Raw genomic sequence first — 25074 nt, 5'->3', positions numbered from 1 at the left:
GTCAGCCCACGAACGTGACATCGGAGGTCAGCCAGCGGCCGGCCACGCGCACGAGGTCGAGCTGGAGCCGGTACGTGCGCGCCTGGCCCTCGGGCGCGGCGGTGTTGGTCACCTTGCTGTCGGCCACGACCAGGACCCGGGCCGAGCGCGCGTCGGACCGCACGATGCCCGCTTCCAGGACCTGCCCCTCGGACACCGACTTGTTCTGGGCGACGAGCTTCGTCAGCTGCGCGGTCTGCGCGGCGAACTGCTTCTTGAAGTCGCCGGTGGCCCCCTGCAGCACGGTGCGGCTGTCCCGGTCGTAGTGCCGGTAGTCGAGTGAGGTGAAGTTCAGCGCCGACTGGCGGGCCGCCGCCAGGATGTCCTGACGGCGGTGCTCCGCCCCGCGCTGGTCGGCCAGCTTCAGGCCCAGCCAGACACACAGCACGGCCGTCAGCACGGTCGCGGCGACGAGTCCCGCCGACAGCAGCCTCGCGCGGCCCCCTGTCACGCCATCGGTCCCACGAGCAGCCATTGCCACGACTCCTTTCCGAACAGGGTCTGTTCGCCGCCCGTCGAGCCGATCTCGACGGGCGCTGCGTCCGGGCCGGTCACGGTGCCGGTCTCCGGGTCGTACGGGGCCACGAACGCGGCCTGGTCGGCGCCGTACCGACCGGTGGCCGGGCCGGGCGCGTTCTGGGCACCGCGCACCGAGGTCTTGCTGCCGCGCGGTGCCGTGCAATGCGCGCCGGTGTTCGCCGCGCGCGTGCCGGTGTCGGCGGGGTCGCGCCGCTGGGTGCCGTAGCCCTGGGTGCACGCGGGCGGGTCGTCGGCGTTCACGGTCAGCCCGAAGTGGGTGGTGCCGTCGCCGGGGATGACCGTGTAGCTGCCCGCGACCGTGAGCGGGAGCGTGACCAGGGCCTGTTCGACGCCGGGCAGCCGGGCCAGGGTGATCTGGCCGCCGCTGATGAGGTTGGCCAGCAGGACCGGTACGTGCGGCCGGGTGGACTTCAGCAGGGAGTCCAACTGCTCGGCGGCGGGCGCGGTGTTGCCGATCAGCCTGCGCAGATCGCCGTCGCTCGACTTCAGCTGCTCGGTGAGCGTGGCCAGGTCGCGGGAGAACGACTTGATGGCCGAGCCCTGGTCGGCCTGTGTCTTGAGCACCTTCCGCGAGTCCTCGATCAGCGAGACCGTCCGGGGGAGCGACTCGGATGCCGATTCCACCAGCGCGTTGCCGGAGTCCACCAGCCGGCTCAGGTTCGGTCCGGTGCCGGCGAAGGCCTTGCCCAACTCGTCCACGGTGACCCGCAGATCGTCCTTGCCGACCGAGTTGACCAGCCGGTCGAGGCTGAGGACCAGGTCGGTGACCGGCAGCGGGGTCCGGGTGCGGCTGCGCGGGATCGGGCTGCCGTCCATGAGGTACGGCCCGCCCGACCGCCGCGGCTGGAGGTCGACGTACTGCTCGCCCACCGCCGAACGGTCGGCGACCACCGCGAGCGTGTCGGCCGGGATCCTCGGGGCGCCGTCCTCGATGTTCAGCGCCACCGAGACCCCGGACCCGGTCAGCTGCAGATCGCCCACGCGGCCCACCGGCACGCCCCGGTAGGTGACCTCGGCGCCGGGGAAGACACCCCCGGACTCGGCGAAGTCGGCGCGCACGGTGTACCCGCGGTGCAGGACGTCGTCCACGAGGCCCGTGTACCGGGCGCCGACGTACGACACCCCGAGGGCGGTGACGGTCGCGAAGGCGAGCAGCTGGGCCCTGACCGTACGTGTGATCACGGCATGATCCCCTTCAGCATCAGCTCGGCGAGGCCGAGATCGATCCCGGGTGGCAGGCGACGCGAGCCGCCCCCGGTGCCGTAGGCCGCGGTGCACACGGGCGGGCACAGCAGGGTGCTGCCGTCGGACGGCGTCGAGGGCACGGTGGGTGCGGAGGGCACGGGGGGCACGGACGGGGTGCCCGGCAGGGACGGGACGGACGGGAGAGGGGTGGGAGTGGGGAGGCCGGGAAGGTGCGGGGTCCCGGGGGCCGGCGACTTTCCGCCCTTGCCCGGCTTGCCGGTGACGTTGCCGTACAGGTCCGCCAGGTCGAGGTCGGCGGTGATCTTCAGGTTGACGTAGTCGCCCTTGACGGCGTCCGTCGCGTTGCGCGGGAACGGGTAAGTGGTGAGGATCTCCAGGGAGTTGGGCAGGTCGTCGCCCGCCTTGTTCAGCTCCTGCAGGATGGGCCGGAGCTTCTTCAGGTCGGCGACGGTGTCGTCGTGGGAGGCGTTCACCACCCTGGTGCCGGTCTTGCCGAGTGTGGACAGGGAGGTGAGCATCTTCGTCAGGTTCTTGCGCTGGTCGGCGAGGGCCTTCAGCGCGGGCGGCATGGTGTCGACGGCCAGGGCGATCGTCTTCTTCTCCTTCTTCAGCCGCTTCGCCAGCCGGTCGACGCCCTTGAGTGCGCGCACGATCTCCGCCCGCTGGCCGTCGAGGCCGCCGAGGAACGTGTCGAGCTGCTTCAGCAGGGACCTGACCCGGTCCTCGCGGCCGCTGAGGGCCTTGTTCAGCTCGACGGTGATCGTCTTCAGCTGCGCGACCCCGCCGCCGTTGAGCAGTGCGGACAGGGCCGACAGGACCTCCTCGACCTCCGGGTTGCGGCCGCTGCGGGACAGCGGGACGATGTCGCCGTCGTGGAGCCGTCCGACGGGCGCGGTGCCGGCCGGCGCGGACAGGGCGACGTACTTCTCGCCGAGCATGCTCGTCTGCCTCAGGTCGGCGACCGCGTTGCCGGGCAGCTTGACCGAGTCGGCGATGCGCAGCCGTACCCGTGCGTGCCAGCCGTCCAGTTCCACCTTCTCGACCGCGCCCACGGTGACGTCGTCGACCTTGACCGCCGACTGCGGCACCAGGTCCAGGACGTCCCGGAACTCGACGGTGACGTGGTAGGCGTGGCCGTCCGAGGCGGCGCCGCCGGGGAGCGGGACGTCGTACCAGCCGTTGAACTCGCAGCCGGTCAGCAGCAGCGAGCCGACAGCCGTCCAGGCGGCCACCCGCGCCATGCGCTGCACGCTCATGCCGGTGCCCCCAGGATTCCGCCGAGGGTCTTGTCGACCGTGCCCGTCGACGCCGGGGCCGACGGCACCTTGGGCAGGGAGTCGAAGAGCTTCTTCAGCCCGGCGCAGTTGTCGTGGTCGTCGCCGGTCGTCTTCAGGATCGAGCAGAGCAGCGATGACGGATCCTGGGAGGCTTGTGCGTTGTTGCGGGTGTCGAGGGTGCCGGCGGCGGGGTTGTAGGCGTTCTGCAGGTTCGACAGGCCCGTGGGGGCGACGGTCAACAGCTCCTCCAGTGCGGCCCGTTGGGTGACGAGGACCTTGGTGACCTTGGCCAGGCCCGTGACGTCCGAGGTCAGCGCCTTCTTGTTGCCCTTCACGAAGCCGGCCACGTCACCGAGTGCGGCGGCCAGGTACTTCAGCGCGGCGGCGAGATCCTTGCGCTCCCCGGCCAGTTGCCCGGCCACGTCGGCGAGGTCGGTGTCGAACGACCGCACGCTGGTGTCGTCCGCCGCGAGCGCTGCCGTGAACACCTGAAGGTTCCGTACGGTGCCGAACAGGTCGCCGCGCCCGTCGGACAGCGTGGTGACCGCCTGGGAGAGGTCCTCGACCGTCTGGTTGAGGTTCTTGCCCTGCCCCCGGAGGTTGTCCGCGCTCACCCCGAGCAGCCGGGACAGCGAGCCCTGCTTGTTGGCGCCGTTCGGGCCGAGCGCCTCGGCGGTGGTGTGCAGGCTGTCGAAGATCCGGTCCAGTTCGACGGGGACGGCCGTACGGGACTCGGGGATGACGTCTCCGTCCCGCAGGACAGCGCCCTTGCGGTACACCGGCAGCAGCTGCACGTAACGGTCGCTGACCACCGAGGAGTTCACGATGGCGGCCTGTGCGCCGGCGGGGACCTTGCGCCCCCGGTCGTACTCCAGCTCCACCCGGACCCGGTCGCCCTCCGGCGTGATCTTCCTGACCTCGCCGATGCGGACGCCGAGGACGCGGACGTCGGAGCCGGGGTAGATGCCGACGGTGCGCGGGAAGTACGCCGTGACGTGGACGGGGGCGGGGCCCGGCCAGAGGACGACGGCGAGGCCGGCGACGACGGCGAGCGCGGTGAACAGGGCCAGCAGTCTGCGGGTCACCGGGTGCCTCCCGTCCGTGGTGTGACCGGGGCGGCGACCAGGTTCTGGACGTAGGAGTCGAACCAGCGGCCGTTGCCCAGGGTGTTGGTGAAGAGCCGCACGTACGGCGCGAGGAGCTGGACGCTGCGGTTGAGGCTCGCCTGGTTGCGTTCGAGCATCTTCAGGAAGGTGTTGAGGTTCTTCAGCGCGGGCCCGATCTCCTTGCTGTTGTCGTCGACCAGGCCGGACAGCTCGATGCCCAACAGCGCGGAACTCCTGAGCAGCGCGTGGATCGCCGCGCGCCGCTTGTCGATCTCCTTGAACAGCGCGTCACCGTCCTTCACCAGCGCGGAGAAGTCCTTGGTGTGACCGGCCAGCACCTTGGTGACCCCGTTCGCATGGTCGAGGAGCCCACGCAGCGCCTTGTCCCGGGAGGCGACGGTCCGGGAGATCCGTGACAGTCCCTTGATCGACGCCCGCACCTCCTCGGGGGAGTCCCGGAAGGTGAGGGAGATCGTGTCCAGCGCCTTCGCGAGCCGGTCGGTGTCGACCGCCTCGGTGGTGGTCGTCAGGTCGCTGAAGGCCTGGACGACGTCGTACGCCGAGACGGTCCGGCCGAGCGGGATCTCGCTGCCCGGCTTCAACTGGCCGGGCCCCTTCGGGTACAGGGCCAGGTACTTCGCGCCGAGGATCGTCTTGACGCGGATCGCCGCGCCCGTGTCGGTGCCGAACCCGGGGTGGCCCTTCACCTTGAAGGTGACCTTGACGTGGTCGCCGTCCAGGTCGACGCCGTCGACCTTGCCGACCTTGACCCCGGCGATCCGTACCTCGTCGCCCGGCTTGAGCCCGCCGGCCTCGGAGAAGGCCGCGGTGTAGGTGTCGCCGCCGCCGATCAGCGGCAGGCTGTCGGCGTTGAAGGCGGCGAATGTGAGCAGCGCGAGGACGGTGAGGCCGACGGCGCCCACGACGACCGGGTTCCTCTCACGGAAGGGCTTCAGGCGTGGGCGCCCCAGCCGGATCCTGGGCAGCTTCGGGGGCAGGACGCGCACCTTGACCAGCGGCTGGGGGCGGGGCTTGCGCTTCGGTAGCAGCCGGGGGAGTTTGGGCAGCTTGGGAGGCAGGACGCGCACCTTGACCAAGGGCTGGGGGCGGGGCTTGCGCTTCGGCAGCAGCCGGGGGAGTCTCGGCAGTTTCGGGGGCAGGACCCGTACCTTCACCAGCGGCTCAGGACGGCGCTGCCGTGGGACACGCAGTTTCATCCGCCGCACCTCGCCCGTGCCACGTGCAGGTCCGGGGTGATCACCTGCTTGGTCTTCGGCAGCACGATCCGGCCGTCGAAGTCGCAGAGGTAGAAGTTGAACCAGGAGCCGTAGGACGCCGTCCCGGTCAGCGCGTTGAGCTTGTTCGGCAGCCGCTTCAGGACGCCCTCCACGGTGTGCTCGTTCTTGTTCAGGGTTCCGGTGAGACCGCCGAGCCCGGCGATGTCGTCCTTCAGCGGTGGACGCGCGTCCTTCAGCAGCCCCGACGTGACGTCGTTCAGGTCACCGATGCTCACCAGCGACTCCCCGATGGGTCCCCGGTCGGCGGCCAGCCCCGAGACCACCCGGCGCAGCTGTGTGAGCAGCCCGGAGAAGCGGGAGCCGCGCTTGTCGAGCGTGTCCAGGACGGTGTTGAGGTTGTCGACCACCGAGCCGATCAGCTTGTCGCGGTCGGCGAGGGTCGTGGTCAGCGAGGCCGTGTGCGCGAGGAGGCTGTTCACGGTGCCGCCCTCGCCCTGGAGGGTCTGGACGATCTCGGTGGCGAGCTGGTTGACGTCGCTCGGGCTGAGCGCGGCGAACAGCGGCTTGAAGCCGTTCAGCAGGGCGTTGAGGTCCAGCGCCGGCTGGGTCCGGGACAGCGGGATGGTGCCGCCCGGCCGCAGCCGGGCGGTGATGTCGCCGGGGCCCTCGGTGAGCGCGATGTACCGCTGCCCGACCAGGTTGCGGTAGCGGACGACCGCGTGGGTCCCCGCGAGCAGCGGCCGGTCCGCGCTGACGGTGAACGTGACCTCCGCCAGGGTCCGGTCCTTGATCCGGATGCCCTCGACCTCGCCCACCCGCACTCCGGCCACGCGGATGTCGTCGCCGGTCTCCAGCCCGGTGACGTCGGTGAACACGGCGTGGTAGGTGTCCTTCGGGGTGAAGGAGATGTTGACGATGGTGGCGCCGAGGAGCGCCGTCGCCGCGATCGTGACCAGTGCGAAGAGGCTGAACTTGATCAGTGGGGCGGCGGTCTGGCGGGCTGCTGACCTGCTCATGCGACACTCACCGCCGTTCCGCGCGCGAGCGGGCCGAACAGCAGGGTCGCGACGGGCGGGACCCGGTCGGCGGGGACGCCCATGACGGGAGCCACGAGCGAGCCGACGGCCCGCTGCTCGGCCCGGGTGGCGGACACGTTGACACCTCCGGGGAGTGCGCCGCCGGAACCTCCGGCCGACGTACCGTCATCGAGATGGGGTTTCGGGCCGGGCACCTGAGGGTGCGGCAGGCCACGGCAGTTCGGGCCGGACCGCTCGCCGTACACCGGCTCCTCACCGGGCCGGTACGCCCCCTGCGGCCGGACGACTTCGAGGGTGATCCGCATCTCGCCGCCCCGGAACGCGTCCTCCGAGGCCTTCTCCTGCCGGACCAGTCCCGTCAGCAGGCACGGGTACTCGGGGGAGTAGCGGGCGAACAGCTCCAGCGTGGGGCGGGAGACCCGGCCCAGGGTGATCAGCCGGTCGCCGTTCTCGGACAGGAAGCCGTTCGCCGTGTCCGCCGCGGAAGCGGTCGAGCGGAGCGCGGCGGCCAGCTGGTCCTTCTTGTCGACGATCGTGCGGCTGGTGGTGACCGTGTTGCGCAGGATCCGCATCAGGTCGGGCGCGGCGTCGCCGTACACCTCGGCGACGTCCGCGAACCGCGAGATGTCCTCCTCGAGGGAGGGCATGTGCGGGTTGAGACGGCGCAGATAGCCCTCGACCCGGGTGAGGTTGTCACCGATCCGGTCGCCGCGGCCCTCCAGTGCTGTGGCGAACGCCGAGAGCGTGGCGTCGAGCTCACCCGGCTGGACCGTGCGCAGCAGCGGCAGCAGGTCGTTCATCAGCTGCTGCACCTCGATGCCGACCTTCGTGCGGTCCTGGGTGATGACGTCTCCGGCGCGGATGGGACGGGCCGAGGAACGCGGGGGCGGCACCAGGTCGACGTACTTCTCGCCGAACAGCGTCTTGGGCAGCAGGCGGGCGTGCACGTCCGAGGGGATGTACGGGACGTACCGGGGATCGAGCGCGATGTCGAGCGTGGCCTTCGTGCCGTCCGCGTGCACCTCGCGCACCTCGCCGACCAGCAGCCCGCGCAGCTTGACGTCGGCGCGCGGATCGAGCTGGTTGCCGAGGGTGCCGGCCTGAAGGGTGATGGGCACGACGGACGTGAACGCCTGCTGGTAGACGGCCACCGCGAGCGACAGCAGCAGCGCGAGCACGGCGAGGAAGGCGATGCCGTACAGCCTGAGTCTCATTCTGTGCATGCGCACCGCTCTCACCCCGCTATCCGTACGGTCGTGGTGGCGCCCCAGATCGCGAGGCTCAGGAAGAAGTCCAGGACGTTGATGGCGACGATCGAGGTCCGCACCGCACGGCCCACCGCGACACCGACGCCCGCCGGGCCGCCGCTCGCGTGGTAGCCGTAGTAGCAGTGCACCAGGATGATCAGCACGGCGAAGACGATCACCTTGCCGAAGGACCAGAACACGTCGACGGGCGGCAGGTACTGGTGGAAGTAGTGGTCGTACGTGCCCGTCGACTGCCCGTAGTAGCCGGTGGTGATGGTGCGGGCGGCCAGGTACGAGGAGAGCAGCCCGATCACGTACAGCGGGATCACCGCGACGAAGCCGGCGATCATCCTCGTCGTCACCAGGAACGGCAGCGACGGGACGCCCATCACCTCCAGCGCGTCGGTCTCCTCGCTGATCCGCATGGCACCGAGCTGCGCGGTGAACCCGGCGCCGACCGTCGCGGACAGGGCGAGCCCGGCCACCAGCGGGGCGATCTCCCGGGTGTTGAAGTACGCCGACAGGAACGCCACGAAGTTGGAGGTGCCGAGCTGGTTGAGGGCCGCGTAGCCCTGGAGGCCGACCTCGGTGCCGGTGAAGAAGGACAGGAACGCGATCACACCGACCGTGCCGCCGACGACGGCGAGCGCGCCGCGCCCGAAGCTCACCTCGGCGAGCAGCCGCAGGATCTCCTTCTTGTAGCGGCGCAGGGTGCGGCCCGTCCACGCGAGCGAGCGCCCGTAGAAGGACAGCTGGGTGCCCAGCTCTTCGAGTGAGCGCAAGGGGCGGTCGAGGACTTTCCTCGGTCTCATCGGCTAACCCCTCTGCGGGACGACCTGGAAGTACACCGCGGTCATCACGAAGTTGGTCACGAACAGCAACATGAAGGTGATCACCACGGACTGGTTGACGGCGTCGCCCACGCCCTTCGGACCGCCCTGTGCCGTCAGCCCCTTGTACGAGGCGACGATCGCCGCGATGGCCCCGAACACGAGTGCCTTGATCTCCGCCGCCCACAGGTCGGACAGCTGGGCGAGGGTGGTGAAGGAGGCCAGGTAGGCGCCGGGCGTCCCGTGCTGGAGGACGACGTTGAAGAAATAGCCGCCCGCGACACCGACGACCGAGACGAGGCCGTTGAGCAGCACGGCCACGACCATCGACGCCAGCACGCGCGGTACGACGAGCCGGTGGATCGGGTCGATGCCGAGCACCTGCATCGCGTCGATCTCGTCGCGGATCTTGCGCGCCCCGAGGTCCGCGCAGATCGCCGTGCCGCCCGCGCCCGCGATCAGCAGCGCGGTGACGATCGGCGAGGCCTCGCGCAGCACCGCGAGCACGGACGCGGCACCGGAGAAGGACTGTGCGCCGAGCTGCCGGGTCAGGCTGCCGATCTGCAGCGCGATGACCGCCCCGAAGGGGATCGAGACCAACGCCGTCGGCAGAATCGTGACACTCGCCACGAACCACGCCTGCTGGATGAACTCCCGTGCCTGGAAGGGCCGTCGGGGCAGGGCCCGGACGACGTCCAGTGCCATCGCGAAGAGGTTGCCCGAGTGCCGGAGCGCACCTGTCGGGGAGAGCCTCATGGGCTGCTCACCCCCGTCCCGTGCAGCTCCGCCTCGCGTCTCGCGATCGCCTCCCAGCGGGGCGGGCGGGTGATGCCGGGGCCGGGCAGCAGGCGGGGAGTCAGGTCCCGGACTCGTGGACCCTCGTCGATCTGGGCCAGCTCCTGCTCGACCTGGGCCGCGTCCTTCTCCTCCGCCATGCCGATCGGCCCCTGCATCCGGCCGTTCAGGAACTGCCGTACGACGGGCTCGTCACTGGTCAGCAGCTCCTCGCGGGGCCCGAACAGCACCAGCTCGCGCCGGAACAGCAGCCCGATGTTGTCCGGGACCAGGCGGGCCGAGGCGATGTCGTGGGTGACGATCAGGAAGGTCGCGTCGATCTGTGCGTTGAGGTCGACGATGAGCTGGTTGAGGTAGGCCACGCGGACCGGGTCCAGGCCCGAGTCCGGCTCGTCGAACAGGATGATCTCCGGGTCGAGGACCAGGGCGCGGGCGAGCCCGGCACGCTTGCGCATACCGCCGGAGATCTCGCCGGGCAGCTTCTCCTCGGCGCCGATCAGCCCGACCATGTCCATCTTCTCCAGCACGATGCGCCGGATCTCGCTCTCGGACTTACGGGTGTGCTCGCGCAGCGGGAAGGCGATGTTGTCGTACAGGTTCATCGAGCCGAACAGCGCGCCGTCCTGGAACAGCACGCCGAAGAGCTTCCGCACCTCGTACAGGTCGTGCTCTCGGAGCCTGGTGATGTCCCGGCCCTGGATCGTGATGGAGCCGCGTTCCGGCTTCAGCAGCCCCACGAGCGTCTTGAGGAAGACCGACTTGCCCGTCCCCGAGGGGCCGAGCATCACCGAGACCTCGCCGGCGGGCAGCGTCAGCGAGACGTCCTGCCAGATGACCTGGTGGCCGAAGGACTTGGTCAGCCCTTCCACACAGATCTCGACACCCATCCGGGTTCCACCCTTCGCCCGTGGAGCAGCTCCGACATCTGCTCTACGGGGAGGGGCGGGGCGTCCGTCGCGGCGACCGGGAATTTTTTTCGGACGCGTTTACGGCGTGCTACGGCAGCTTCGGGGCGGTCACGCTCGCGGTGGGTACGGGGAGGGAGGCGGACGGGAGCGGGGGTGCCGAGGGCAGTGAGGGCAGTGAGGGCAGTGAGGGAACCGGCGGCACCGACGGCACCGCGGCCTTCACCGGCAGGTCCGGAAGCGGAGGCGTCGAGACCTTGGGCAGGGGCGGTGCGGAGAGAGGTGCGGCGGACTCGCCGGCGGACGGCCGGACCGTCGTCCGCGTCGGGGCCGTCGACGCCCAGCGCGTCCGCGGAGCACGCACCGGCTCCCTGGTGTGGTTCCGGAGCTCCTGCGCCACCGCACGGGACTTCGCCGGGTGCGGCGCCGGAGCGGTCGCGGCACCGCCCCCGCCGAGCGCGTACGGCAGCACGAACCCCGCCACCACCAGGGTCGCCGCCGTCGAGGTCACCGCCACCGCCTGGGCCTTGCCACCCCCGCGCAGCCGCCCGCGCCCGACCAGGAACAGCACCAGCCCGAGCGTCCCGGCCAGCGAGGCGCGCAGCGTCCGCCGGGCCCGGGCGAGCAGCGACTCGACGGTCCGGTAGCTGAGCCCCATCCGCACCGCGACCTGGCTCACGTCCAGGTCCTCGGACTTCAGCCGGAGCGCCTCCGCCTGCCGGGCGGGCAGCTCACCGCTGCGCACGGCGAGCCACTTCGCCTCGGCCCGGTCGCACACCGCCTCCTCGACGGGTACCGGGCCCGGCGCGACGAGCGTGGGGCGGGTGCTCACCTCGGCCTCGCGGTTGACCTGCCGGTACCGGTCGACGCACAGCCGCATCGTCACCGTCGTCAGCCAGGCGCCGAGCCGCTCGTCGTCGAGGTCCGGGCGTTCCGCGGCCCGCAACATCGCCTCGTGCACGGCGTCCTCGGCGTCCTCCTGGCTCATGGAGCGTCGCCGGGCCACCTTCAGCAGTTGCTCGCGATGGCTCCACATGCGCTGCCAACGCTCCTCGGCGGCCGCTGTGTCCGCAGGCATGTCCGTCGCCATGAGGGCCCCTTCGCACTCACCCGCCGGTCCTGTGCTTCCGGCGGGTGGCGACATTACCGCCGGGTAGTCGTGCTTGTGGAGGGGGAGACGCCCATCGTGTTCTAGCCGTTGCCGATGGTCAGCGGCCCCGCGTCGGGCAGCACACCGCCGCCGGGCAGCGTGAGAGTCGGCTCGGGGACGGGGACCGGCGGCATCCCGGACGCCTTCGGCACGCCGGCCGGACCCGACGGGCTGGGGGAGGGTGAGGCGGGCGGCGCCGACGGCGTGCGCGAGGGACCAGGGCCCGGCTTACGGTCGTCCGAGGGCTTCGAGGGCGAGGGCTTCGGCCTCTTGGGGCGGGACGGCTTCGGCCGGTCCGACCGGGATCCGGTGGACGCGTCCGGCACCACGCGGTGTCCGGTCAGGTAATACGCGTACCAGGCCTTGACGGTGCGCAGATAGGCGTCCGAGTGGTTGTAGCCCAGGATCGCCCGGTCCAGGTCGGCGGGGTTCGACAGGTCCCGGCCGCCCGCGCACAGGTAGCGGCCGGCGGCGAGCGCCGCGTCGTAGACGTTGTTCGGGTCCGACCGTCCGTCGCCGTTGCCGTCCGCGCCCCAGCGGGCCCAGGTGGACGGAATGAACTGCATCGGGCCGACCGCGCGGTCGTACACCGCGTCCCCGTCGTACGCGCCGCCGTCGGTGTCCGGTACGACGGCGAAGGCGCCGCCGGTCAGCCGCGGGCCGAGGATGGGCGTGACGGTCGTACCGTCCGGGGTCACCCGGCCGCCCCATGCCTGCCCGGACTCCACCTGGCCGATCGCGGCCAGCAGTTGCCAGCGCAGCCGGCAGCCGGGCGCGCTGTGCGCCAGTTCCTCCTCGGCACGCCGGTATGCGGCGAACACGCTCGCGGGCAGGGCGCCGCCGACCGTCGCTCCCGGTGACGAGCCGTTCTTCCGCGTCCGCAGTGGGGGAAGGCCGGTGCGGTACGGGGTGTTGCCGGACACGCTGGGGCCGTGCTCGGCGGGCGCCGCCTTCCGCGCGGGCTCGGCGGCCTCGGCCGAGACCGCCGCCGGCGCCTGCGACGCGGTCAGGACGGCCATCGCCGCCGCCGCGACCGCCGTACCCCTGGCACCCCTCAGTGCCCCCTTGAGTGCACGCCCTGTCACTGTGCAGTCCCCTCCGTGGGTGAATCCGTCGTCTGCTCTACGCGGCCGGAGGGCCGGTCCGTCGCACGGAACCGGGCGGATGGGGCGGGCGCCTTCCTCGTAGTGCTTCGTCAGGCTCGGGTTCTGCTGGTCGGCAGACGCGTACCGACGATCACGCTGAGGTCTGCCGCGAGGCGGAGTTCAGCCGCTCGGAGTTCGGGATGTTCGAGCCAGTGAAGTCGGGATTCGTCGGGCGCGCCATCGAAGTGCGGTGGCCAGGTTGTGGCCGGGGTGAAGTCGTCGATCACGACCGTGCCGCCGGCGGCGAGCAGACGTGCGGGGTCTGCGGTGCCGTCGCCCTTGGCCTGGCCCCCGCCGTCGAGCACGAGCAGGTCGTAGGGGCCGTATTCCTCGATGCGCTGCCAGTCGCCGTGGAGGACCTCGACATGGTCGCAGTCACGGAAGACGTCCGCGGCGATACGGGCTCGTCGCTGATCCCGTTCGATGCTGATCAGCCGGGTGCCCGGAGAGGCGCCCGAGGCCAGCCAGGCAAGGCCGACACCGCAGCCCGTGCCGGTCTCGGCGATGCTGTGGGGTGCTCCTGCGGCCAGCACCTGGAGCAGACGCCCCTGTTCGGGCCGGCAGGAGAACGCGAACCCGTGTGTGCGCGCCGCCTCGACGGCTCGCCGGACCAGCACAGGCAGTGCGTCGTTGCCCCTGTATGCGTCGGTTCCGTGAAGCGACATGCCGTGCATTATGGCTGCGCAGCCGCCCGGTTGAGGCGTCGGTGGCAATGCGGGTGGCGGCGATGGACGACGAAGGCGAGGACGTGGTCCGATGTGCGCTCGAATCGCCCGCGCGGGAGCCGGATGCCGCTCAGTCGACTGACCGTGCCCTCGGCAGCCGACCGATGTCGCCCGGACGGGCCGCCGGCTCGATGCCCATTCGGGCGACGGGCGACGGGCGACGGGCGACGGGCGACACGCGGCACGATGGTGCGGCGGCGGAGCCAACGGCGCAGGCGGCAGTCGTAGTCGTATCCCCTTGTCCGCACGGGGCTTGGCGGGGCGCCGCCGCCGGGGTCCGCGGCGGGACCGGACGGGCGGTGTCCCGGGCACCCGAGCGCGAGGGCCCAGACTGTCGTGGGTGCTCGCGGCCGAGATGCCGACGCGGAGCGGCAGGCCCGCCCCCCTCCGTGATCAAGTGGACCTCCGCCGTGCCCGGAGAAGCATTGCCGTACGAGGGGTGTTGACGGGCCTCGCCGACACCTTAAGATCCCTGCTGCTCGAAGTATCGATCACTGTCCGGTATCTCGAACAAGGAGCCGCAGCCGCATGTCTTCACAAGCCGGAGTGCCGCGCAGAACCGTCCTCACCGTCCTGGGCGCCGCCTCCCTCGCCGGGACCTTCGCCGCCGCCGCTCCCGCCGGGGCCGCGGAACTCACCGGCACCACCGCACGTGCCACTGCCGCGGACCTCCCCGCCGCAGCCGCCCACTGGACCTTCGACGAAGGCTCCGGCACCTCGGCCGCCGACTCCTCCGGCAACCAACGCACCGCGACGCTCCAGGGCGCGGCCGGCTGGGACACCGGCAAGGTCGGCAGCCACAGCCTGAGCCTCACGGCAGGCGGCAACGCCACGGCGTCCGGGCCGGCCCTCGACACCTCCAAGGCGTTCTCGGTGGGCGCCTGGGTCAACCTCGCGCAACTCGGCGGCTACCAGACCGCCGTCAGCATCGACGGCAAGGTCGTCAGCTCCTTCTACCTGGGGTTGCGCGACGACACCGGCACCTTCGCGTTCGCCCGGCTGGCCTCGGACGCCACCCAGAGCGCCGCGGTGGCGGCAGCCGCCTCGGCGCCCAGCACCAACACCTGGACGCACCTGGCCGGCGTCAGCGACCCGACCGCCGGCGTCATCCGCCTCTACGTCAACGGCGTGCTGGAGGGGGAGACCGCCTACACCGCGGGCTGGGCCGGCAGCGGGGACACCGCCATCGGCCGTGCGCTCTACGGCGGTGGGCACGTCGACCAGTGGCACGGCCTGATCGACGACGTACGGATGTTCCCGACCGCCCTCACCTCCGACCAGGTCGCGGCGCTGGCCGGGGTGCCGGTGGAGACCACGACACCGCTGCTCAGCGTGGACGTCGCCAACCCCGCGCACGCCGTGTCCCCCATCCTCCCCGGTTTGATGTTCGAGGACATCAACCACTCCGGTGAGGGCGGCATCTACGCCGAACTGGTCCAGAACCGCTCGATGATGGCCAGCGACACCACGCCCGTCCACTGGTCCGCCGTCGGCGCAGCGACCCTCGCACTCGACACCACCACCCCGCTCAACGCCGCGCTCAACCGTTCCCTCAAGGTCGTGCTGCCGAGCGGCACCGGCGCCGGAAACCGGGCCGGCGTCGCCAACGACGGCTTCTGGGGCATACCGGTGCGACCCGGAACCACCTACACTGCCCGGCTGTTCGCCAAGGCCTCGCGACGCATGGGCCCGCTCACGGTGGCCATCGAGTCCGCGGACGGCGCGACGGTGTACGCGTCCGCCCACGTTCCGCACGTCGGCACCGCCTTCCCCGACCGCCCGTTCGAGCTGACCCTGCGCACCGGTTCGCGCACCCCCGTGGCCGGCGACGCGAGGCTGACCGTCACCACGGCCGACCCCGCGGCCGCGGGCGAGACCCTGTGGCTCCAGCACGTGTCCCTCTTCCCGCCCACCTACAACGACCGGCCCAACGGACTGCGCATCGACCTGATGGACAAACTGGTCGCTCTGAAGCCGAAGTTCCTGCGCTTCCCCGGCGGCAACTTCCTTGAGGGCAACACCATCGCGACACGGTTCAACTGGAAGAACACGATCGGTCCGGCCTGGGAACGCCCCGGCCACATGGACGACGCCTGGGGCTACTGGTCCACGGACGGCCTCGGACTCCTCGAATACCTGGAGTGGGTCGAGGACATGCACGCCCAGCCGGTCCTCGCCGTCTACGCCGGCTACGCGCTCAAGGGTGACCATGTCACCGGCGACGCGCTCAAACCATTCGTCCAGGACGCACTCGACGAGATCGAGTACGTCACCGGTCCCGTCACCAGCACGTGGGGCGCACGGCGTGCCGCCGACGGGCATCCGGAGCCGTTTCCACTGGAGTTCGTGGAGATCGGCAACGAGGACTGGTTCGACTCCTCGGGGTCGTACGACGAGCGGTTCGCGGCCTTCCACGACGCGATCAAGGCGAAGTACCCGCATCTGAAGCTGATCGCCACGACGTCCGTGACCAGCCGCACGCCGGACCTGATCGACGAGCACTACTACCTCGCGCCGTCCGCGGCCCAGGCCTCCACCCACAAGTACGACAACCGGGACCGCAGTTCGACGAAGGTCTTCGTCGGAGAGTGGGCCGCGCAGGAGGGCCGCCCCACACCCGACCTCAACGCGGCGCTCGGCGACGCCGCTTGGCTGGCCGGGCTGATCCGCAACTCGGACCAGGTCCTCATGGAGTGCTACGCGCCGCTCTTCTCGCACGTCAGGAACAACGTCTGGGCCACCAACCTGATCGCCTACGACAACCTGACCAGCTACGTGTCGCCCAGCTACTGGGCACAGCACATGCTGACGAACAGGCTCGGCAACACGGTGCTGCCGGCCACCGCACGTGCGCTGCCCGGCCTCGCCACCGTGGCCACCCGCTCCGGGAATCGCCTCTACCTCGCGGTCGTCAACAGCGGGACGGAGAAGGTGAACGTGCCGGTCGAACTGAAGGGGCTGGCCAAGGGAGTCAAGAGGCAGGCCACCGCGACGGTCCTGACCGGCCCCTCGCGCACCGCCACCAACACGCTGACGGAACCCAACACCTTGGTGCCCAGGACGAGCACAGTCACCGGTGCGGCAGCGTCCTTCACCAGCACCGTGCCGCCGCTCTCGGTCACCGTACTGGAACTCGTCCTGACCTGATCGTTCTGTACCACCAGGACCGTGTCGTCAGCGGTCGACTCGCCCCTCGGACACCGAGTTACTCCTTATAGCGATACGGAATCGAGGGCCTCGACCTGACGGTCGCGGTCCTCGTTGCGCTGTCGTAGGCGATCGTGATGCCCAGGGCCTCGTAGAGGGGCCCTGGTAGCGAGCAAGACGCCGCTCGCACTCCTTGATCGCCTGGCGGGCTCGAGCCTGCTCGGGGGTTTGTGGCTCTACTGCGATCGCTGCGATGTCAGTCAAGTCATGTTCGTACAGTATTGACTTCGCTGGCCAAGGAGGCTGACCGAGGTCATTCCGGTACGCCCGGCATCGTTCCGCATCCCTGCTTGCAGACTGAGCGCCCGTGGGCGCCTCGGAAGTAGCGTGAACCTCAGCTCTTGCTCAGGAAAAGCGCCGGAAGCCGGCAGTCCGCCCGATCGCACTGACATGATCTCGTCAGTTGCGGCTCAATCATTGGTCGCGCTGCGCCACGACTCCCTTGACCAAGGAGCATTGTCATGCGCATACCTAGACGGGCTTTGCTCGCTCCCGCTGTCGCTATAGCCGTACTGGCCGGTGCTGGCCCGGCCTTGGCGGACGACCCGACTCCGACATCGAGCGAGACCGTCGCTACCGCTCCGCCGGATCAGCCGGAAGAGTCGGACCTTATCGAAGGTGCTCCCGAAACCCCTGCTCCCGCACCGTCCGACGCCGTGAATCACACGGGCAACTCGCCCGACGGGCGCGGCTGCGAGCAGGGTTGGTACTACTACCCCACAAGCAAGAACAAGGACTACCACAAGGGCGTGGGTGCCGATCAGGCCAACTACAACGGCACTTCACGCACGGCCAAGTCGACCTTCACGGCTGAGGTGTCCGGCACCGTAGGCATTGCCTATAGCGGCGAACTCAACGTGAAGGGCAGCGTGGCGGCCGTAGAGATCTCGGGCAAGTTCGGCGTGTCCGTCTCCGCCTCCCTCACCGCCAAACTCGGCAACTCCATCAGCGCGGACACTCCACCGCACAAGACCACGTACGCCAGCTACGGTGTCTACCGATTGAAGAGCTACGGGTACAGCCAGTACACGTACGTGAATTGCGGCAAGGGTGGCAAGAAGAACGTGACGATCTACACACCGCATCGCGTCGGCTGGGCCATCTGGGAGTCGTGACATGTCTCGCCGAACCCTTGCAGGGTTGAGCATCGCGTGTGCCGCTGTGCTCCTTCCGGTCTCTGCCTGCTCGTCGGATCATTCCGACGCCAAGCAACCTACGCAGTCCGCGCGCTCCTCCGAGTCGGGTTCGGCGACGATCACCGCCACCCCCAGCGCCACGCAGCCCCCCGTGAAGAAACCACCGGAGCTGGACGACGGCGAAACACTCGCCGGCCGCCAGAACGTGACCAACGGGAATGCCAGTACCGCGTTCAGCAAGGGCAAGAAGAGCGATGCGCTCATCGTCGCGGTGCGTTGTCAGGGCACCGGGAAGATCAAGGTCGTGGTGCAGTCCGTCCATGTCTCCTTCCCGCTGGAGTGCGTCGCCAACGAGGTGAACACCACGTACAACCAGGTGGCAGTGACGGGAGTGGAACGCAGCGGGGTCGTATCCGTCGAAGCACCGTCAGTCGTGCGCTGGTCCATGACCATCGGTCGGGGCCCAGCGGCGCAAGAGGAGACGCCCGGAGCCGGTTTGAATTCGGCCTGACAGCGTAAGACTCACGCATGGGTTCGGGGCCCTGCTGCCTGGCGGTGGCAGGGCCCCGAACTGTCAGTCGTCGAGTCAGAAAGGGAGTTCTGGCCTGGCTGCGCCTCGCCTGATGGTCACGATCCGCTCGTGCAAGTTGGTCGTGCATCCGGCCGGGACGCATCGCGCTGGACCACAGGGTGCGGCCGGCCCTGCTGATCGCTGATCGTGGTGGTCTTGATGGTGTTCTGCCTGCGCTTGCCGGAGACGAGAGCTTGCCTGCCGGGCCGGTTGGCCCTGGGGCGCCGGACCTGGGTCTCGATGCCGTCGATGCGCAGGGTGATGTTCTCGGCGGCGGCGTAGGCGAACACGTCCTCCAGGGTGTGCAGCCGCAGGCCGAGCCGGTCGGGGATGGCGAATCCGCGCTCCGCCAGGAGCGGGCGGATCTCGCGGATGGCGCGGCCGATGGTGGAGGAGCCCACCTCGTAGATCACGCCGAGAGCCTCGTGGGTGAGGCCGGTGCGCAGGTGAACCAGGGTGGCCAGCAGCCGGTCGGTGAAGACGAGTTCGTACCTCGGGCCGGCTCCGGCCTGCCGCCGGCGCGCGCCCCGGCGCCGCTCGTGCCGCGCGGACTCGCAGGGCGCTTCCCAGCGTGGCGCGAGTTCTTCGATCAACTTGCCGAGATGTCGGCGCGCCACGCCGCAGAAGGCAGGATGAGCCATGGCCGCGCGGGCCTGCTTGATCTTCACACCTCAAGAACCCGCACGGCCGTCGTGATGTCACGGCCTGCCCGGGAAGCTGGTCAGACCCGGTCCAGGGGTCGGTGCGGACCGCTGGGATGTTCCATTTCGACCGTGTCTCCAGGGCGCACCACACCGCCTTCCCTCACAATGCTCATGATTCCGGCTTTGCGCACGATGTTCCCCGCCTCGTCGCGGCCGACGACCTGCTTCAGCAGCCCGTCCTGGAAGTTGTGGATCTGCAGGCAGGGATTGCGGAGGCCGGTCACTTCCAGGACTGCGGAGTCGCCGATGCGCAGCAGTGTGCCGACCGGCAGACCGAGCAGATCGATGCCGCGCGTGGTGATGTTCTCGCCGAGTTCGCCGGGCGCCACTTTGAACCCTTCACCGCTGACCTCGGCGAAGAGCTCTTCATGGATGAGGTGGACCTGGCGCAGATTCGGCTGGGTGGGATCCTGCGCGACGCGCGAGCGGTGCTTGACCGTCACACCGGCGTGCACGTCCCCCTCCACACCGAGCCCGGCGAGCAATCTGACGCTGTCCCGGTTCGGCTTGGTGAACGAGTACTCCCCGTTGCTGCTGACCGCCGTCACTTTCCCGCTCATACCTTGGAACCCCCTCGTCGGTAACCGTGATCAGCCACGAGCCTAGCCCTGGCCCCTCAAGGCACAACATTTACGATCAATCGCGGGTGGGGTCGTAACTCGTCGGCGACCAAAAGCAGGGACGGGAGGAGCTTGCGGTCAGTTACGAGAGCCGTGGTGCCCATGCCGATGGCTTCTTCGATGTCGCCGGTGCGAGGCGGCGGCCACTCCGAGGGTGAGGCGGGCTCCGGTTGCGGGCATGGGGACATCTCGGCCTGGCTGAGTGCGGTGATGGTGGCGGTGAGCCGCTCTGACTTGGCGCCGACCACCAGCCCACCGGCCTCGCCGACGTCTCCGACTACCCCGTTCTGCTGCGCGAAGTTGCCGACCGCGGCTGGTTCAGCGCCGACCTGGAGGCACTCACCGGCCGCAACGGCCTGCGCGTCCTGCGCGACGCCGAGGAGGGGGCGACGGAGCTGCTGTGGCCGACGTCCCCGCTGTTGGTGAGGCGTGAACGCCGGTGGGGCGACGTCTTCGCCCGCTGGACACCGGGTCTGCTCGCGATGGGCTGCTGCCTGCGGGGGGCTTCCGGTGCTGGAGGTGCCGGTCCGGGAAGGGGCGGCCGGGCCACCAGGCGGGCGGTGTGCGCGCCCCGTTCGCTGACCGGGTAGGACCTGGTGCTCGACCAGCGGGACAGCGGTAGCGAGGAGGTGGGTTCCCCCTGTGCGGGGCGTCCCAGAAGTACTGGAGCGCCCGCTTGTTGCCCCGGTTGCCCCAGTCGAAGAACAGCCGCCTGCACCGCCGTCGAGAGGGACGCAGGATCTCGACGTCCCCGCTGCAGCACACCTTGCCGGTGACGTCGGGCGGCACGAGGTCGAGGTCGGGGATCGCGCGGTTGGCGGCTGCCTTCGGGCCCACGGCGTAGTGGGCGGTGGCGGTGAGCACTTCGTACGCCCCGCGTGCACCTCGAGCCGGACCGGGAGCTCCGGGACAGGACTCACCGGCCCGCCTCCTGAACCGCTGAGGAAGCGGGGCGCCAGCCCAACTCGGGTGCGATCAGGTGCCGGACGTCGTGCAGGATCTGTTCGTACTCCTCGCGATGGAACTCGTACGGCAGCTCCAGGCGCAGCTCAGACACCTGCGCGAGGACGGGATCGGCCGCCAACCGCTCCAGGATCTGTTCCGCGGTGCCGACCACGTCCGGGGCGAACAGGAACCGTTTCGGGCCACAGCGCCGCAAGGGTCTGCGGCTTCAGGGTGCGTTCGTGCCGACTGGCTGCGTAGTCCCGGTAGCGGGCCCGGGTGGCCGGGCGGCGCTGTCGAACGGCACGATCACCCGCCCGAGTGCCACCCGCGCCGTCGGCCGGTCGTCGGCCAGGCTGCGCCGGTACTCGGAGAGCAGGTTCAGCTGGGCGGTGGTGAAGTCGTCGGTGTCCTCGCCGGAGACGATGTTGCCGGACAGCAGGTTGAGACCGTTCTCGGCGGTCCAGCGGACCGAGCGCAGGCTGCCTCCGCCGTACCAGATCCGCTGTACCAGACCGGGGTTGTGCGGCTGCAGCCGCGGCCGCTGGATGTTGCCGGGCGAGTGGATCACCGTGTCCGGGCCGCCTAGGTAGTCGCCGCGCAGGTTGTCGACGAGGCGGGCGATCCTGCCGTACGACAGGTCGAAGCCGCGCCAGTCGCCGTCGTACACCAGGTCGCCGAGCAGGTCGGCGTGCGGCATACCGGTGCTGAAGCCGACCTGGAGGCGACCGCGGGACAGGACATCGGCAAGCGCCAGGTCTTCGGCCAGGCGGAACGGGCTCTCGTAGCCGATCGGGATGACCGCGGTGCCCAGCTCGATCCGCTCGGTGCGCTGGCCGGCCGCTGCGAGGAATACGGCAGCTGAGCCGACGCCGTGTTCGAGGTGGCGCTGGCGGATCCAGGCGCCGTCGTAGCCGAGCCGTTCGCCGTACTCGAAGAGTTGGAGTGTCTCCTCCAGGCCGGTGTACGGGTCGTCGTCATCGAAGTTGCCCGGGGTGAGAAGGGCCGGCGAGGTGATGGTGGGCGTGCTCATGCGACCGTGGTCCTCAGCTCGTGGTGGTCTCGGCGGCGGGGGTGGCGCCGCGGCCGCCGGGGATGGCCGCGAGCAGCTGTCGGGTGTACTCGTGGCGGGGGCGGGCGAACAGTTCCTCCGGCGGGCCCGTCTCGACGACGCGGCCGGCCCGCATGACGGCGACCTGGTGCGCGATCTGACGTACGACGGCCAGGTCGTGCGAGATGAACAGGTACGCCACGCCCGTGTCGGCCTGCAACTCGGCCAGTAGATCCGGGACTTGGGACTGCACGGACACGTCGAGCGCGGAGACCGGCTCGTCGTAGACCACCAGGTCGGGGGAGAGGGCGAGGGTACGGGCGATCGCCACGCGCTGCCGCTGCCCGCCGGACAGCTCCGCCGGCCGGCGCTCCAGCGTCGCGGCCGGAAGGGCCACCCGGTCGAGCAGATCACGGGCCCGGACGAGCCGGGAGGCGCGGTCGCCGACCTTGAGGGCGCGCAGCGGCTCGGTGATCACCTCGCCGATGGAGAAGCGCGGGTCGAGCGAGGCGTACGGGTTCTGGTAGACGAGCTGGGCGCGGCGGCGCAACTGCCTGGCCCGGGCACCCTTGGCGGTGGTGACGTCGGTGCCGTCGAACAGGATCTGCCCGGCGGTCGCGTCGGCGAGGCGGAGCACCAGGCGGGCGGTCGTGGCTTGCCCGAGCCCGACTCGCCGACCAGGGCGAGGGTCTGGCTCCGGTGGAGGGTAAGGCTGACGTCGTCGACGGCGCGCAGGGTGCGGGGCCCTTCCCCGGTGCGGGGCAGCCTGAACTCCTCGACCAGGTTGCGCACTTCGACCAGGGGCACCGTCTGCCGCGCGCGGCCCTACGCCGCCTCCTCGACTACGGTCCCGACGTCGAGGTGCTTGAACCTCCGGACATACGCGACGACTTGGCCGAGCAGGGCGCCCGCACAGCCGCCCGGTACCGGTCAGCCCGATGCCAGGCGGTGGAGGAGGAGAGCCAGTGACTGTTGTGGGCTCTGTCCCGCGGTGTCGACGACGACGCGCTTGCGGTCCCACGGCTCGTACTCCCGGTCGACGACCTGCTGCCAGTACGGCAGCGGCAGACCTGGAATGTCGGCTGACCGCGAGGTCACGCGGCGCCGGTGCTCCGCCGGATCCGCGCACACCACCTCCACCTCGACGACACGCACGTCTGCCCCGACGGCCGTGTCCCGCCAGGCGTCACACGGGTTCTCCTGCAAGTACGTCAACTACACCCCGCTGATCGTCGGCGGCACCCTGCTCGCCCTCTGGCTGGCCTGGGAGCTGTGGATGAAGAACAGCTACACGGGACCCCGCTCCACCGTCGACCTGCCGGCCGAGGTACTGTCGGTGGCCCCGAACTCCTGGCACCCTCGTCGGCCTGCAGCGCCGACTCGGGCCGCCGCTGCGAGCGACCCGGCTGCGGCGACGACACCGGCTCGAGCACGCACGTGCGCTGACGGGCTGCCCAGGTCAGGCGGTGGACGTCACGCGGGGGAAGAAGACGCGAACGGGCAGCAGTAGCCCGGCGAGCGACAGAACGATGAACACCACCTGGTGGACATGATCCTTGCCCGGCGGCAGCCCTCCCGCCAAGTGGGCGATCCAGAAGGCCGGATAGTACCACTGCGCATACCACGCCCACCGTTCCCCGCGGCGGAACGGTACGAGGGTGATCAACACACCGAACAGCCCCATACCGGTCGCGGCCACACCGTCGGCCCGCATGAGTTGCTCGTCGCCGGCCCCCGCTGCGACCGCGGCGACGACACCGAAGATCAAGATGCCGACACCGACGATGAGAAGGCATATCCACGCTGCCTTCATGCGGGCGCTGTTGTGCTGCATGCGCGATTCGTACCCGCTTCCGGCGAAGAAGACGCAGACCGTCTGCCGTGACCGAGGCTGCCGAGGCCGGAATAGGCGATGGAGGCGGAGTGCTACCGGCTTCCGGGTGCGGAGGAGGTGATCCAGCCGCCTGCCTTGAGTCACGAAGACCATATCGTCAGCCGCCAACTCACCCCTCAGGTAGGACCATTGACGACACGGTGACCAGGTGATCGTGATGCCCAGGGCTTCGTAAGCCGTCGGACGTGCACCGGTCGAGCACGGCTTCGCCCACGCTGGGGAAACTCCCCTGTATGAGGGGCTGGGCGCACAGACGACTCTGGAAGGCCGGCACCAGGCCCACGACCCGCTCGGACAGGGCGTGGGCCTGCTCGATGTGCCCGCCGCCTGCAACTGGCCCTGAACACCGTCAAACGCCACGCCCGAGCTGACGGGCCCGAGCGGCTGCTCCACGTCCCCGAACATGGCGTCAGCCTCATCGGCCCCTACCGCGAGCACTTGTGTAAACGCCGGGCCGAGCACTCTGCTGTCCCCGTCAAGTCCGCGGCTCGACCAGTCCCGCCGAGACGCCGCGGGCAACCCGCTGCGGGACCATGACACCGTTGGTGGTGAAGGAGCTGGTCCGGTCTGGTGTGTGAGCGGGGACGGAATGGACGTTCTGGGTGTCGATGCGTGCGGAAGGCAGGGGTGGGTGGGGATCCGGCTCACGGACGGCGCTTACGCGGGGAGCCTGGTGGGAGGATCGCTCGACACGCTGGTCGAGCGTGCCGGCGACGTGGCGGCGATCGCCGTGGACATGCCGCTGGGCCTTGTGGAGAAGGGCTGGCGTGCCGCTGATCTTGCGGCCAGGGCTCTGCTCGGGATGCGACGGAGCAGCGTTTTCCTCATCGCGCCGAGGCCGGCATGGCAGGAGCCTGATTATGCGAGGGCCGCACAGCGATGCCAGGAGCTCGCCGGGAGCCGGTTGAGCCGGCAGGCGTGGGCACTGGCGCCGAAGCTTCTCGAGGCCCGGGCGTGCTGGCTCGCCGACGAACGCATCCATGAGGTGCACCCCGAGGTGTCCTTCTATGCCTTGGCCGGCGGGGTGCCACTGGCGTACGCCAAGAAGACCTGGCGCGGTCAGAACCTGCGCAGCGCACTGCTGGCCGAGGCCGGAGCCGGGCTCCCGGACGAACTCGGAGAGGCCGACCGCATCGCGGCGGACGACGTGCTGGACGCCGCTGCTGCCGCTTGGTCGGCGCACCGGATTGCGCTCGGGATCGCGGAGCGGGTTCCCACGGTGCCCGAGCTGGACCCGGAGGGCCGCCGTATCGAGATTCGGTACTGACCACGCATCAGTGACAGGGTCTCGCGATCACACGAGGAGCCCATGATTCCGGACACGCCGGACCTGCGCTCGGCTTCCCGCCCCTCGCCCTCTACCACCCCGACCGCGCGGACGCGGTCCGCGGACAGCACGACCACCAGCTCACCTTCACCAGGACGGCCGTGGCGGATCCCACCAACGGCCTGTTCTCCGCCACGCTGTGCCGGAAGGGCGCCACACTCGGCATGATGATCGAGAACCTGGAGAACGACATCGTCTTCGGCCGCAAGCCCGTCTCCGCGTGGAAGCCCGGGGTGCGGGACTGGCTGAACGCGGGCGGCCGGCAGATCGCCGACGAGTTCGGCGCCGCCCACCGGAGCGCCCGCCGGTGAACGCACGCCCACCACGTCCGCTGTCCGCCTCCTTCAGGCCGCGACGCCACGAACCGGACGCACACGCCCGC

General features: G+C 70.2%; 24 protein-coding genes and 3 pseudogenes. 7 read left to right on the top strand and 20 right to left on the bottom strand.

All coding sequences use genetic code 11. From position 1 onward, the window contains the following. Position 1: 1 nt before the first annotated feature. The 13 genes from SRB17_RS39580 to SRB17_RS39520 all read right to left on the bottom strand — a co-directional run bounded on the left by SRB17_RS39580 (position 2) and on the right by SRB17_RS39520 (position 13180). Positions 2 to 514, bottom strand: coding sequence for a hypothetical protein (locus tag SRB17_RS39580; RefSeq protein ID WP_153546214.1), 513 nt, complete (start codon positions 512 to 514; stop codon positions 2 to 4). Next, positions 487 to 1761, bottom strand: coding sequence for an MlaD family protein (locus tag SRB17_RS39575; protein ID WP_323377322.1), 1275 nt, complete (start codon positions 1759 to 1761; stop codon positions 487 to 489). Before SRB17_RS39575 ends, SRB17_RS39580 begins: the two co-directional genes overlap by 28 nt. Beyond that, on the bottom strand, positions 1758 to 3041 hold the full coding sequence (locus SRB17_RS39570) for an MCE family protein (protein WP_153546212.1): 1284 nt from the start codon (positions 3039 to 3041) through the stop codon (positions 1758 to 1760). The genes SRB17_RS39575 and SRB17_RS39570 overlap by 4 nt, the downstream gene beginning before the upstream one ends. Continuing rightward, positions 3038 to 4147 (bottom strand): MCE family protein, encoded by a 1110-nt coding sequence (locus SRB17_RS39565; protein WP_323377321.1) that lies wholly within the window; start codon positions 4145 to 4147, stop codon positions 3038 to 3040. Before SRB17_RS39565 ends, SRB17_RS39570 begins: the two co-directional genes overlap by 4 nt. Next, positions 4144 to 5145, bottom strand: a complete 1002-nt coding sequence (locus tag SRB17_RS39560; RefSeq protein ID WP_416237128.1) for an MCE family protein — start codon at positions 5143 to 5145, stop codon at positions 4144 to 4146. The genes SRB17_RS39565 and SRB17_RS39560 overlap by 4 nt, the downstream gene beginning before the upstream one ends. Positions 5146 to 5381: 236 nt before the next feature. Beyond that, complete coding sequence (locus SRB17_RS39555) at positions 5382 to 6422, bottom strand: MCE family protein (RefSeq protein ID WP_153546210.1); 1041 nt, start codon at positions 6420 to 6422, stop codon at positions 5382 to 5384. Continuing rightward, positions 6419 to 7666, bottom strand: coding sequence for an MCE family protein (locus tag SRB17_RS39550; RefSeq protein WP_153546208.1), 1248 nt, complete (start codon positions 7664 to 7666; stop codon positions 6419 to 6421). Before SRB17_RS39550 ends, SRB17_RS39555 begins: the two co-directional genes overlap by 4 nt. Positions 7667 to 7677: 11 nt before the next feature. Next, a complete protein-coding gene (locus SRB17_RS39545) occupies positions 7678 to 8502 on the bottom strand; it encodes an MlaE family ABC transporter permease (protein WP_153546206.1) in 825 nt (274 codons plus the stop codon). Positions 8503 to 8505: 3 nt separating this feature from the next. Continuing rightward, on the bottom strand, positions 8506 to 9276 hold the full coding sequence (locus tag SRB17_RS39540) for an MlaE family ABC transporter permease (RefSeq protein WP_153546204.1): 771 nt from the start codon (positions 9274 to 9276) through the stop codon (positions 8506 to 8508). Continuing rightward, positions 9273 to 10202 carry an ABC transporter ATP-binding protein gene (locus SRB17_RS39535; protein ID WP_153546202.1) on the bottom strand — a complete coding sequence of 310 codons (930 nt, stop codon included), beginning with the start codon at positions 10200 to 10202 and terminating at the stop codon, positions 9273 to 9275. Before SRB17_RS39535 ends, SRB17_RS39540 begins: the two co-directional genes overlap by 4 nt. Before the next feature lie 109 nt (positions 10203 to 10311). After that, entirely contained in the window at positions 10312 to 11310 is a 999-nt protein-coding gene (locus tag SRB17_RS39530; RefSeq protein ID WP_153546200.1) for an RNA polymerase sigma factor, read from the bottom strand. 101 nt (positions 11311 to 11411) lie between these two features. Further along, complete coding sequence (locus tag SRB17_RS39525) at positions 11412 to 12455, bottom strand: lytic transglycosylase domain-containing protein (protein ID WP_416237124.1); 1044 nt, start codon at positions 12453 to 12455, stop codon at positions 11412 to 11414. Between the two features lie 110 nt (positions 12456 to 12565). Then, on the bottom strand, positions 12566 to 13180 hold the full coding sequence (locus SRB17_RS39520; RefSeq protein ID WP_194294275.1) for an O-methyltransferase: 615 nt from the start codon (positions 13178 to 13180) through the stop codon (positions 12566 to 12568). Between the two features lie 588 nt (positions 13181 to 13768). Here SRB17_RS39520 and SRB17_RS39515 point away from each other — a divergent pair. The 3 genes from SRB17_RS39515 (at position 13769) to SRB17_RS45675 (ending at position 18094) form a co-directional block, all read left to right on the top strand. Continuing rightward, positions 13769 to 16387 (top strand): LamG-like jellyroll fold domain-containing protein, encoded by a 2619-nt coding sequence (locus SRB17_RS39515; RefSeq protein ID WP_153546197.1) that lies wholly within the window; start codon positions 13769 to 13771, stop codon positions 16385 to 16387. Between the two features lie 521 nt (positions 16388 to 16908). Further along, entirely contained in the window at positions 16909 to 17562 is a 654-nt protein-coding gene (locus tag SRB17_RS39510; RefSeq protein WP_153546195.1) for a hypothetical protein, read from the top strand. 25 nt (positions 17563 to 17587) lie between these two features. Next, entirely contained in the window at positions 17588 to 18094 is a 507-nt protein-coding gene (locus SRB17_RS45675; protein ID WP_194294274.1) for a hypothetical protein, read from the top strand. 116 nt (positions 18095 to 18210) lie between these two features. Here the strand turns inward: SRB17_RS45675 and SRB17_RS39500 are convergent, their stop codons facing one another. Beyond that, entirely contained in the window at positions 18211 to 18822 is a 612-nt protein-coding gene (locus tag SRB17_RS39500; RefSeq protein WP_153546193.1) for a helix-turn-helix domain-containing protein, read from the bottom strand. Positions 18823 to 18875: 53 nt separating this feature from the next. After that, positions 18876 to 19418 (bottom strand): MOSC domain-containing protein, encoded by a 543-nt coding sequence (locus SRB17_RS39495; RefSeq protein ID WP_153546191.1) that lies wholly within the window; start codon positions 19416 to 19418, stop codon positions 18876 to 18878. Positions 19419 to 19726: 308 nt separating this feature from the next. Here SRB17_RS39495 and SRB17_RS39485 point away from each other — a divergent pair. Next, positions 19727 to 20068 (top strand): annotated as a pseudogene (locus tag SRB17_RS39485) (hypothetical protein); the annotation flags it as partial. Positions 20069 to 20394: 326 nt separating this feature from the next. Here SRB17_RS39485 and SRB17_RS48285 read toward each other — a convergent pair. From SRB17_RS48285 to SRB17_RS39465, 5 genes and pseudogenes are all read right to left on the bottom strand, one after another. Then, on the bottom strand, positions 20395 to 20595 hold the full coding sequence (locus SRB17_RS48285) for a hypothetical protein (RefSeq protein ID WP_323377319.1): 201 nt from the start codon (positions 20593 to 20595) through the stop codon (positions 20395 to 20397). Positions 20596 to 20649: 54 nt separating this feature from the next. Beyond that, positions 20650 to 21453 (bottom strand): LLM class flavin-dependent oxidoreductase, encoded by an 804-nt coding sequence (locus tag SRB17_RS39480; RefSeq protein WP_323377318.1) that lies wholly within the window; start codon positions 21451 to 21453, stop codon positions 20650 to 20652. A 13-nt stretch (positions 21454 to 21466) separates the two neighbouring features. After that, a pseudogene (locus tag SRB17_RS39475) lies at positions 21467 to 22278 on the bottom strand (ATP-binding cassette domain-containing protein); the annotation flags it as partial. 123 nt (positions 22279 to 22401) lie between these two features. Further along, positions 22402 to 22686, bottom strand: coding sequence for a hypothetical protein (locus SRB17_RS39470; RefSeq protein WP_323377316.1), 285 nt, complete (start codon positions 22684 to 22686; stop codon positions 22402 to 22404). Positions 22687 to 22930: 244 nt separating this feature from the next. Further along, positions 22931 to 23305 carry a hypothetical protein gene (locus SRB17_RS39465; protein WP_153546189.1) on the bottom strand — a complete coding sequence of 125 codons (375 nt, stop codon included), beginning with the start codon at positions 23303 to 23305 and terminating at the stop codon, positions 22931 to 22933. 280 nt (positions 23306 to 23585) lie between these two features. Here SRB17_RS39465 and SRB17_RS47010 point away from each other — a divergent pair. From SRB17_RS47010 to SRB17_RS39455, 3 genes and pseudogenes are all read left to right on the top strand, one after another. Beyond that, a pseudogene (locus SRB17_RS47010) lies at positions 23586 to 23845 on the top strand (ISL3 family transposase); the annotation flags it as partial. A gap of 109 nt (positions 23846 to 23954) precedes the next feature. After that, positions 23955 to 24632 carry a DUF429 domain-containing protein gene (locus SRB17_RS39460; protein WP_153546187.1) on the top strand — a complete coding sequence of 226 codons (678 nt, stop codon included), beginning with the start codon at positions 23955 to 23957 and terminating at the stop codon, positions 24630 to 24632. Positions 24633 to 24793: 161 nt separating this feature from the next. Further along, entirely contained in the window at positions 24794 to 25003 is a 210-nt protein-coding gene (locus SRB17_RS39455; protein ID WP_153546185.1) for a hypothetical protein, read from the top strand. Positions 25004 to 25074 lie beyond the last annotated feature (71 nt).

Source organism: Streptomyces sp. RB17, from assembly GCF_009604455.1.
Lineage (GTDB): Bacteria > Actinomycetota > Actinomycetes > Streptomycetales > Streptomycetaceae > Streptomyces.
The sequence above is the reverse complement of the archived record's forward strand: the minus strand, read 5'-3'. Positions and strand labels throughout refer to the sequence as shown.